The sequence below is a fragment of the Methylobacterium brachiatum genome, from assembly GCF_900113845.1.
Lineage (GTDB): Bacteria > Pseudomonadota > Alphaproteobacteria > Rhizobiales > Beijerinckiaceae > Methylobacterium > Methylobacterium brachiatum.
Genome location: NZ_FOQW01000040.1, coordinates 1 through 11115, shown reverse-complemented (window position 1 = coordinate 11115; position 11115 = coordinate 1). Strand labels below are relative to the sequence as shown.

Annotated in this window: 6 protein-coding genes and 1 pseudogene; 2 read left to right on the top strand and 5 right to left on the bottom strand. The window is 62.1% G+C overall.

The window, feature by feature from the left end; genetic code table 11:
• The coding region (locus BMZ47_RS27550) for an autotransporter outer membrane beta-barrel domain-containing protein (RefSeq protein WP_139221090.1) at positions 1–1122 on the top strand (1122 nt) is incomplete at its 5' end.
• Between the two features lie 578 nt (positions 1123–1700).
• On the opposite strand, the pseudogene BMZ47_RS27545 reads toward BMZ47_RS27550, so the two are convergent.
• The 5 genes and pseudogenes from BMZ47_RS27545 to BMZ47_RS27525 all read right to left on the bottom strand — a co-directional run.
• Positions 1701–2077, bottom strand: a pseudogene (locus tag BMZ47_RS27545) (transposase); the annotation flags it as partial.
• A gap of 215 nt (positions 2078–2292) precedes the next feature.
• Positions 2293–3174, bottom strand: coding sequence for a tetratricopeptide repeat protein (locus tag BMZ47_RS27540; protein ID WP_091865599.1), 882 nt, complete (start codon positions 3172–3174; stop codon positions 2293–2295).
• Between the two features lie 19 nt (positions 3175–3193).
• The gene (locus BMZ47_RS27535; RefSeq protein WP_167369123.1) at positions 3194–4999 is read right to left on the bottom strand and encodes a ShlB/FhaC/HecB family hemolysin secretion/activation protein; all 1806 of its coding nucleotides are present in this window, start codon (positions 4997–4999) and stop codon (positions 3194–3196) included.
• 35 nt (positions 5000–5034) lie between these two features.
• The gene (locus BMZ47_RS27530; RefSeq protein WP_167369122.1) at positions 5035–6972 is read right to left on the bottom strand and encodes a filamentous hemagglutinin N-terminal domain-containing protein; all 1938 of its coding nucleotides are present in this window, start codon (positions 6970–6972) and stop codon (positions 5035–5037) included.
• A 74-nt stretch (positions 6973–7046) separates the two neighbouring features.
• Positions 7047–7610, bottom strand: coding sequence for an invasion associated locus B family protein (locus BMZ47_RS27525; protein ID WP_091865589.1), 564 nt, complete (start codon positions 7608–7610; stop codon positions 7047–7049).
• Positions 7611–8008: 398 nt separating this feature from the next.
• Here BMZ47_RS27525 and BMZ47_RS27520 point away from each other — a divergent pair.
• A partial coding sequence (locus BMZ47_RS27520) for a two-partner secretion domain-containing protein (RefSeq protein WP_167369121.1) occupies positions 8009–11115 on the top strand: 3107 nt, incomplete at its 3' end.

Genomic DNA, 11115 nt, shown 5'->3' with positions numbered 1-11115 from the left:
GGGGCGGTGGGCTCGGCGCTGTACGACGCGGTCGCGACCCTGTCGGCGGACCAGGCCCGGGCGGCCTTCGCCGGGATGGCGGGCGACGCCCATGCCAGCCTGGCCTCGACCGCCTTCGCCACCGCCGGGCTCACCCGCGAGGCGGTGCTCGACCGGCTGCGCTGGGGCGGCGGCTCCGAGCTGCGCGACTACGGCAGCCTGCCGGCCACCTACGCCGCCGACCGGCCCGGGGAGCCGGTGGAGCCGGTGGCGGTTCCGGCGCGGGTGTTCGACCCGCGGGTGGTCGGCCTGTGGGGCCAGGGGCTGGGCAGCCTCGGCCAGGCCCGGGCCGGCGGCAACGCCGCCGCCCTGTCGCGCCAGAGCGCCGGCTTCGTCATGGGGGTGGACGCGCGCCTGGACGGCCTCGGCGCCGGCGGCCTGCGGCTCGGGGTGGTCGGCGGCCATGTCGAGACGACGTTCGCCAGCCCGGGCCAGGTCCAGACCGGGACGCTGGCGAGCACGTTCGGCGGCGTCTACGGCAGCCTGGAGGCGGGTCCGGCGGTGGTGCGGTTCGGGGCCCTGGCGGCCGACGAGCCGGCGCGGCTGCGGCGGGTCGTGGCGTTCCCGGGGCTGACCGACACGCCCAATGCCCGCGCCGGCGGGCGCAGCGTCCAGGGGTTCGGCGAGGCCGGGTACCGGGTCGCGCTCGGCGCCGGTTCGGTGCTGGAGCCGTTCGTCGGGGCGGGCGCGGTGGCGCTGGGCCGGGACCGCTTCGCCGAGCAGGGCGGTGCGGCGGCGCTCACGGGCGCGGCGCGGGGCAGCCTGCTGCCGACCGCGACCGCGGGCGTGCGCACGGAGGCGCAGCTCGATCCGGAGGCGGCGCTGCCGGTGTCCGTGCACGGCCTGGCCGGGTACCGGCGGACCTTCGGCGACGTGGTCCCGAGCGCGGTGCTGGCGTTCCGGGGCACGGGGGCGCGGTTCGTCAGCACCGGGCTGCCGATCGACCGGGACGCGCTGGTGGCGGAGGCGGGCCTGTCGGTGTGGCTCACCCCGGCGGCGTCGCTGGGCGTGTCCTACACCGGCCAGATCGGCGCGCGGGCCCAGGATCACGCCGCCAAGGGCGCCTTCACCGTCCGGTTCTGAGCGGACCAGCGCCCGGCGGGGATCGTCAGCCCCCCGCCGAGCTTACCACTTCAATGCGCTCAGCGCCGGTCGCCCCGGCAGAAGCCGCTGGGATGGTGGAAATCTCGAGGCCGAGATCGACACGCACGGGAAATTGTAGCTGGGTCGACGCCTGAGGTGGCGCGGGATCGCGAGAAGGGGAGGGGAGGGAAATTAAGATATCAGAGATCGACCAAGCCCCGCATGTTACGGGAAGCGGCTTTTAGATATTTCCGTATCAACATTGGCAGTATACACAAGAATTCTTTCTACTATCAAGTGCTTCGCATAATAAATTCTTAGCAAGGAGGCGGGCCGTGATAGTCCGCTGCCGTGTGCGACCCTGTGTGAGCCCTGGAAAGATCTGCTTCCGGGCTGACGAGACGCAGTGGCTGACGGCTGGGTTGGGTAGTTTCCAGACGGTCCGATTTGGTGTGAGATTTGGCAGAAGCAGACACCGCCGTCGCACCCGCTCACGACCCCTTGCTGACCTGGGGCAGGTCCGCTTCTCAGCCGCTTAGAGCGTTTTCGGTTTGCGCTGAGTCGATTCGGCTCTCACAGCTGCGCTCCTGCTCAGCCGCGTAGACAGCCCCGTTTCACGGCTGATGCCGTGGCGGGCGAAGTAGCGCGATAGGCTGCTCGTGCTGGTCGTCACGCCCCGCGCAGCCAGGATGTCGCGCAACTCGCGCAGGAAGATCTCAGGCCGGACCTCGTAAGTAGACCGGATCAGATCGGCCCGCATCTCAATGGCCGGCAGGCCACCATCGGTGTGCGTCGGGTTGGGCGCGACGTGGCCTTCCTGCGCGAACCGTGCCGACCACCGGCTGGCACTCGACACGCTTACATCGAACCGGGCCTTCGCTCGATGGAAGGACGTGCCCTCGGTCACGGCCGCTACGACGTGCTCGCACAGATCGACAGACAAAGGTGATGGCATTGCCGGCTCCTCCACCGGTCAACGCGGCAAACCCCGCTCTGTCGCAAAGCCTGCGGGAACGGCTCTAGCGCCGGGACCGAGGAACATCGAGCCCACTCGTCGGTCTGGGGCTCGCCGCCGTTCCAGAAAGCCGTGACTTCGGCTCCCGCGACGGCGGCCAGTGAACCGGCGCTTAACACGTGCGGGGAAACGTCGAGCAATCTCGATCCGTCACGTCAGCCATCAGCCTTCCACGATTTAGCTTCAGCCTGCGCCCTCAGGATCTCTTCTGGAGAAAGCTGCGAACTTACCCGTTGAAGCGCTTCCGAGGCGTTCGGGTGTTGCCGCGCTGCAGCCAGATTATAGTAGACGTGTGCCTTGATTAGATCTTTCGTGGCGACTTTTCCGGTTTCGTAAAACGATCCCAGTTCAAACAGAGCGATCGGATTTCCCTTGCCCGCCGCCTTCTCGAATGCCACCTGTGATTTGGCTAGATCTTCGCTGACGCCAACACCGTCACGATATGCAAAGCCCAAGGCATTGAGCGCACCGATATGCCCCTGTGATGCAGCTTTCTCGTAATATCCTAAGGCCTTTTGCACATCAGTCGGGACGCCGCGGCCTTCGGAATAAAGCGACGCGCAATTGAACGCCGCATCGAGGTCGCCCAGATCAGCTGCTTTGCAGATGGAGCTGAAGGCAGCCTTATCGTCCTGGAGAACGCCCTCGCCACGGAAATACATCAATCCAACTCGGTTCATCGCCTTGGCGGAACCTTTATCTGCGGCAGCGATATAGAATGGACGAGCCTTGGCAGCGTCCCGTTGGACCCCGACGCCGAGCTCCAGCATCCGTCCCAGATAAAAGGCTCCGTCGGCATCTCCATTCTCGAAAGCATCGTTGAAGTTTTTGATAGCGTCGTTGAATTTATTTTCGTTCAACAATGCCAAGCCCGATTTTACCGAGCCGTCCTTACGAGCTTCATTTTGCTTCTTTTGAGTGTCGCTCTTGGATGAGCTACTCTTCGCATTTTCCGACGCAGGCTTGGACTGACTCCAAGCCGCATTTGACATCAGCGCCAGCGCGAGCGTCGAACCAATAAAGAACCGCAGCGACATTTATTTTCCCCGATTTATATCACAGGAGTTTCAAGTTGAGAGTGAAATATACTTCTGGACTGTACTTGATGCGCGTTGTTCCCTGAGCATAGACAGGTTGTGCGATGCTGATGTCGAAATTCGTGCGCCCGTAAGCATAGCGCATTCCGCCACCCACACTGGCCCGCGTCAAGCCGTGTGCATCGGCGATCATCTCTCCATACCCGGCATCCGCGAAAGCATAAGGTTGTAAAGCACGGAGTGTATCATCCAATAAAGTCCAATCATTGCTATCGATTTTCAGCAGGTCGATTGGAAGACGCGCGGCAAATTCGGATCGGACAACGACGCCGCGATCGACTTTAGCCGCTGTATTTGCGAAACCTCGGATGCTGCTCTGGGAACCGAGGGTCAGTTGGTCATCGAAGTAAAGTGGGTGATCAGTCCATTGACCCACGACATCGATACGTAAAACACCTATATCTCGAAGACCTTGTGCTACGCCGAGGGCCGCGTCGAGCTTCCAGAATTCGGCGCGTGGTGCGGATGGGATCGGTTTGGCCGGGTCGAGAGTCGCGTTCCAGATTGGCAGGCCGCGATTGACACCGAAGCCGTAGGACAACTCCCGGCCAAGCAGCAGTCCCTCGCTAGATGCTTCCCAGCTATGGACACGCGAGAGCCCGATGCGCAGCGGAACGACCCTCTGCGGCGTCAGCGGCTCCGCGTTGATGTGGCGCTGGACCTGCCTCCAACCCAAAGAGGTCTCGACCGTGGTTTGTTGCTCCTTGTTCCTCTCCAAAAGGTAGCTCGCGGAGCCGGTGACGTTAGCGCTCTGCAACAGGAATTCGGTCCTTTCTGTCAAAAAGGAAAGTTGTTCCGAGTACCCAGCGTCAATCGCAAATTTGAGTCTTTGCCATGGAACCGAGACACGTGCCTGCACTTCATTGCTATTGAGGCCGGATGCCAGGGTGGACGCGAACGTGTCATTGATGCCGATGAGATTGTCTTTCGCGACATCGATTCGTGCGCGCTTTGCAACAGTATTGCCACTGCGATTGATACTAGTCCCGTTGATTTCATACCCGGCGATAGCTCGGAAGCTATCGGATCGGTCGTTCATTATCTGAACAATGGACGTCGCCGGCGCGCTGCCCGGGAGCAACTTCGCCTCTGCGTGATTAGACGGGACCTTATTCAGGACGTCGAGCCCTCGCTGCACATCGGAGATGTTCAGCGCATCATCAGGGTCGAGATCGAAAGCCAACCAGATTTTTGCCTCTGACTGAGGCTGACTATCTAGTATTTGAAAATGGTCAAGCGCGTCGTCGAAGCAATCGACTAATCCGGAGACGGCCTTGACTAAGGCCCACGGTCCTCTTGCCTCGCGGACGGGCTCCCATGCTTTTTCTAAGCGCTCCCTCAGGGGCAGAGCCTCGACGCCATCGGTCTCCCGATAGACGAACTTGTCCATCCGGCCGGTCACGACATTGATCTTCAAGGACTTAGTTTTGCGGATATCTTGATCTGGAAGATATCCTTGCGTCGTGATGAATCCTGCCGCGGCGTGAGCTTCGTTGATCGCTCCGACAATGGCTTTTGCCAATGTGTTACCGATGCAATCGTATGCGAGTGGTTCGACGGTGCTTCGGACGCTTCCAGTATCGATCAATTCGAGGCCGGATATCTGGATCTCACGAAGTGGAAAGCAGGCCTCTTTATCGATGCCGTTCACGGACGGCTTTTGATGATGTGTCGTTAGAGTGATACGATTGCGAAGCTCCGGGTTCTCGTGCTGCGCCGCCTCGGCCATAACCGGCCCCAACGTTCCGGCCAGGATCGCTGCCAATGCCGCGCGTCGGCAACTCGTATGCCGCGAGAGCCTCATCGTGCGACCTCCCGTAAAAGGCCGATTTCGTGTTGACGGGTACTGGAAAGTGGATCAATCGCGCCAGCAGGATTGGTCCCGCCGGGAATGCTCTGGTTCGCCTTTGCCGTGATTCCGCCACCGTCAAGCTCGACCGGATTAGCAGAAACGATCGTGACCGCCCCTTCCGGCGCGTTGAATTCACCGCCCAGAGAACGGAACCTGAGCCGCGTCGATGGTCCGCCGAAGGCGTTGTAGAGGCTGGCAGGCCGCTTGATGGGATCTGGGACGATCTCCCCAATGGCTCGCACGTGAGGAGAGACAATTTCCAAGTTGCCGTACGCGGTGATCTGACCGTGATCGTTGATCAGGCTATCACTCGCTGCGATCAGGACGCTGCGGGACGCGCTGATCTGACCGCCATACGTACCGATCGTCGAGAAGGCTCTGCTCCTGCAACCGAATCGACATTCCTTGAAATACGTGAACGATCCTGTCGCGGCGCCGATATTGTGCAGCCTAGCAGTGTTTATCACCACTGCACCGTCGAGCCCGTTGATCGTACCGGAGTTGACCAGATCGGTGACGTTGATGCTAACGGCCGATCCGGCGACGAAAGCTTGCGGCTTGGGAGCGCGGACGTCACCGAAATCGACGGTGTCAACCGTGGCCGTGCGACCCCTCCAGCGCCGGAAAGCCATAGGCAAGCGTTCCCGAAGGCGACCCTCTTTCGACCTGTCATCCGAGTTATGGCCTTGAACGCCGACCCCGTTGTCGAGGCGCTGCGCGGCCAGCGAGACGGTCCCGTTTGCCAGCAGCCGTCCAGCATCGTTGACGATCGACCGGCTGGCCGTCGCCACGAGATCGCCTTTGGCCGCAAAGGCGATCGCAAGACGGTCGGCGTTCTCGCTCAGCAGCCGGATGTCGCCGCTCGCCTTCAACGTCACGGCGCCGCCCATGGATTCGTCGTCGCCTTCGCGATCCGCGCCGGTCACCACGCCGGAGATGTCGATGCTTCCGGCGGTTGCCGTCAGCGACACCGCCCCCTTGGTCGAAGTCACGCGGCTCTGAGCCTGTGGCGCGTTTAGCACCTCCACCGCCGTTCCCGAGATCTTGACCGAGCGTTCGGCTTTGATCTCGGCCCCCGAAACCGACACCTTGCCACCCGCGTCGATCGTGAATTCACCCACGGATGCCAAGCCTCGTCCGGCGAACCGGACACCTGCGCCCTGCTCTGTCGTCGCCAGCGTGATCCGGCTCGCGACTACCGAGCCGCGCGGTGTCACGTCGATCAGGATTTCATCCGAGCGGGATCCTTCCAGCGAGCGTCGTTCCTTGACGAGCGACTGCTGCGTACCGCTTGGAGGAGCAGAGGGATCGAGGTCCAATTCGGCACGACCGGCCGTCAAACCGATCGCGGCATGGGGGCTGGTATGTTCGTTGACGACCGGTCCATCAATTTTCAGCCGCCCAGCGATCATCTGCAAGGTCGACAGCGTTCCGGTGAGACCGGCGCCTTCGACCAGGATGTCGCCGGTCCCCGAACTGACCTTGACGCTGGCATTCGAGCCGGGGCCGTCGTAACCGACCCGGCCGGTCGACAGGACGAGACCACCGACGTTGAGGAAACTCGCGCCATCGACGGTGATGCCGTTTGGGTTGGCGATGACGAGATGGGCCTGCCGGCCCTGAATCTCGAGCGGTCCGTTCAAAAGGCTGCGGCTCGTGGATGTCACTTCGTTGACAATTAGCCCAGCATTGACGCCACTATTGATGAGATTGGCTCCGACGGTAGGAACCGAAAAAGAACTATATGTATTGTGACTTATTGCGCGATTTGTCGCAGGCGCGATGCTGACATCGACTCGGGAACCCATCGGGCTGATGACGTGAGTTCGCGTTCCGCCATCAGGCACGATGTATTGAGCCGAGCATTCGGTCGAACTGGAATTCATAAGGCACGCGGCGGTCAGGATAGGGGCAAATCGCCCCCGCATCGTCGCAACCCGGCAAAGGTGTCTTGCGATACTCATGGCTTGGCGCGCCTCTTCAGTAGGCTGATGATTTCTTCAAAGCGATCGATGCGCAGGTCAGTGACGACGGGCTTGTTCTTCGTCGTCCAGATCCGGATGCTGGCCTCATGGCCCTTCTCAAGGGCTTGGAGGACGCGTCCTTGAATAGGGAAGCCGGCGTGACATCCGCTCGGATTGCAGGTCTCGACGAGCAGCTTGAACTTCTGGCGTTTATCGATGGTGATCTCGATACCAGGCGCCAGATATCCGCCCAACGGTATCGATAATATTCCTGCAGCCGGCCGGTTCGGCTCAGGTATCAAGATTGTCAAAGCGAGGATAGTTTCTTTTCCGTCGGGAGCATATTTGCGCTGAATGGCCCGGCACGGCGATCTATCTGCGTGATCGTCGCAAATGATCTCCCAGGCGCCAACTCGTTCCTCAGCATGGCCGATCCCTGAGGAGATCAGCAAACATCCGACGATGATAAGGGTGTGGATAGGCCAAGCGCAGCGTAGATCGCCAACCTTATTGATCGTCTGGCAGTAATTAGAGTTGATCTTAGGTATGATCGGACGCATCGCAGTAACACTCGGCCAATTAAATTGAAGCTGAGTCGACAAAACACGAAGTCGGCACCGCGTGTTTTTGCGGATAAGGCGACGAGTTGCTGTTGATTCGACGTAAAAAATCCCATACCCAACTTAATGAAATCTTTAAGGTGGCCGTCCATGCTCGGATGACAGCGGCAAGAACGTCGGCGCGATCGATAAACTAGGATGATATATTTATTGAAACTAGGTATTACTTTAAAACAGATGTTATGCGGATATCATGAGGCATATGACGATGGCTGAGGCGGAGTAATCGACGGGTGTCCGACGGTCGATCATCAGCGGCTCGGGGCATGCAGAACGGTGCGTGCGTCTTCGGTTCGGGTCCGTCTCAGCGGAGCTTGCGTCGCTGGCGACCGGCCCAAATGCTTGCCCTGTCGGCGGCATCGAGCTTCGCTTTTCAACCGCTCTTCACCGAACTCGCACGTGCGCAGGTGATCAGCGATCCGGCCGCGCCGATCCAGTTCCGCCCCGGCATTTCCGCAACCCGGTCCGGGACTCCACTGGTCAACATCGTCACCCCATCGGTCGGGGGTGTGTCCCATAACAAATACGGCTCGTTCAACGTCGATACCCGCGGGCTGATCCTGAACAATTCGGGGCTCGGCGGAACGTCGATCATCGGCGGAGCCGTGCCGGCGAATCCCAACCTCGTGGGTCAACGGCCTGCGAGCGTGATCGTCAACGAGGTCACGGGCTCGTCGGCCTCCGCGCTCAACGGACCCACGGAAGTCTTCGGCTCGCGCGCCGACGTCATCGTCGCCAATCCCAACGGCGTCGCCTGCACCAGCTGCTCGTTTCTCAACGCCGGCAAGGTGACGCTCTCCACCGGTGTTCCGATCCCGAACTACCGCACCGGCACGGTCAGCTTCGAGGTCCGTCGTGGGACCGTGTCGATCCAGGGAACCGGGGTCTCAGGGGCAGATGGCCAAGCCTTGCAGGCGATCGACCTGATCGGGCGCCAAATCAAGGTCGAAGGTGCAGTCACCGCCAAAGGTGCCGCGCGCCTGCGCGCCGGCGCCATGACCTACGATGCGAGTGGTGATGTCGCGACCGCGATCGCCGGTTCGGACGTTCCGCCGGTCACCGGCTTGGCGATCTCCACCTCCTCCGCGGGGACCATCCGCGCCGGCACGATTTCCGTGCTGTCGAAGGATCTCGACCTCGGGGTCTCGCTCATCGGCGACCTGAGCGCTGTCGGCTTGGCTCAGTCGAACCTCGTCACCGGCGCGAGCGAACAGGTCCCAGGCGGTATCGCGATCAAGAGTGCGGGCGACCTGCTCGTACACAGCTCGGCCGCGACCGGTGACCTCGACCTCGATGCCGCGGGACGGCTGACGCTGGCCAAGGCCGGACGGGTCGATGCGAACGGCACACCGCTTCTCGACCATGAGGCACTCGGCCGGATCACGCTGGCGGGCCACGACATCGCCGTCGAGACGGGATCCCAGGTCAAGGCCAGCGACAGGCTCGTGGCGGAAGCACTGGGATCGCTCACGAGCGGCGGCCAGCTCTCGTCCGGCCAAGCGATCAGCCTGATCGCAACCGAGGGTCTGGACGCCCGGGGTTCAGTGGAAGCCGGAGGTCGTCTGGCGCTGGAGGGGCGCTCGGTTACGACGACCGATCTCCAGGCCAAGGGCAGCTACGTCTCGATCGCGGGTATCGAGACCGTGCAACTCGGTGCGACGCATCTGACGTCGGCCAGCGAAGCCGTCATCACCGGTCGGGACGTCACCCTCGGCGCCGGGACAGACTTCTCCGCACCGGGGACCATCCGGATCAGGGCCGATCGCAAGCTTGCCAATGCCACGGCCATCGACGCTCCGAACATAGCGCTGGATATCGGGGAGTCCCTTCAGAATGATGAGACCGGTGTCATCGTCCGTGATGACCTTCTGATTAATCTCGCCGGCGACATCTGGAATGCCGGCCTGCTCTACGGGCGCAACAGCACATCGATCAGTGCCAACAACATCACCAATACGGAAACCGGCACGATCCACGGTGGCCATACCACCGTTGCCGCGCAAGGGGACCTGAACAATCGCGGCGCCGTCCTTTCGGATGGTGCGCTTAGCGTCACAGCTCAGGGCGCGAACAGCAACGACGGGTCCCTGAAATCGAACGCCCGGCTGACGCTTCGAGCCGCCTCGTACAAGGGTGGCGGCGCCTCGGTGATCGAGGGTGCGGAGGCCGATCTCAAGGTCATCACTGCCTTTGAGAACAGTGGTCACATTCTTGGGCGGGATCGCCTGGCTCTCTCCGCGGAGACGCTGGCCAACATGGCCGGAGCGGAACTCCGCTCGGGGGCGGCCGCCAAGATCGCCCTGGCCGGAGATCTGTTTAACGCCGGCCAGATCGGCGCGGTCGGCGATCTGACGATCACCGGCGTGCAGGCAGTCAGCAATTCTGGGCAGATACTCAGCCAAGAGGGTAATCTGCAGCTCAAAGCTTCCGGGGGTGTCAGATCCAGCGGCGCGATTTCGGCTTCGAAAGCACTGACCCTGCTTGCCGCGAGCTACGAGGGTCTCACCGCTGAGACACGTCTCGAAGGCGGTTCGGTCGCGATTACATTGGGGACCGGCGACTTCACTAATGCCGGACAGGTACTGAGCACCGGACGCTTCGACCTTACGGCAGGCCGGTTCACACAAGCAGCGTCAGGGGTATCGCAAGGCCGCGATATGTCGCTGCATCTGACCGGTGACGCGAGCAACGCGGGTGCAATCCGCGCAGCGGGCGACCTCAAATTGGATGCACCGAGCCTGACCAATGCCGGCCAGATCCTGGCTGACGGTCAGACCACGCTCGCTGTGCGAACTTACGTTAGCAACAGCGGCAAGATCGTCAGCACCGGCGATCTTGCCCTGACGGCCGCTTCCCTGACGAACGATGGATCGATCCGCAGCAGCGGCCAAGGACTCCTCGCCCTTGGCGAAGGCGCCTTCATCAATGCCGGTGAAGCCCTTTTCAGTGGCAGCCTGAGCATAACCGCAGGCCTTTACTCCGGCGCACCAGGATCGCGGCTGGAGGCCGATGGGACTCTCGACGCGGCCATTTCTGGACCGTTCACGAACGCAGGCACAGTACAAAGTGCGGAGAGGTTGGCTTTCAGCATCAAGGGGGCGCTCTCTAACGCGGGAAGTCTGCAAGGTAAGGTGCTTGCTCTGGGAGTGGGCGGCGACCTGTCAAATGGCGGCCAGATCGTCGCCCTCGATGCGATGACAGTCACGGTCGGCGGCCGGGTCGACAACACCGGCAGGCTGATCGCCCAGGGCGGCGACCTCGGCCTCACCGCCGGCGGCATCGTCGCCTCCAGCGGCGACATCATCGCCAAGGGCCGCCTCGCGCTGACCGCGGCCGCCTACGAGACGCCGGCGGACACCGCCAAGATGGGCGGCGCGAACGTGGTCGTGCGCCTCGGCACCGGCCATCTGTTCAACCTCGGCCAGCTCGTGGCCGCCAATGCCCT

Excerpts from the sequence above, each read along its gene's own strand:
- BMZ47_RS27525 (WP_091865589.1), bottom strand. The coding sequence starts at position 7,610 with ATGCGTCCGATCATACCTAAGATCAACTCTAATTACTGCCAGACGATC.
- BMZ47_RS27530 (WP_167369122.1), bottom strand. The coding sequence starts at position 6,972 with ATGAATTCCAGTTCGACCGAATGCTCGGCTCAATACATCGTGCCTGAT.
- BMZ47_RS27540 (WP_091865599.1), bottom strand. The coding sequence starts at position 3,174 with ATGTCGCTGCGGTTCTTTATTGGTTCGACGCTCGCGCTGGCGCTGATG.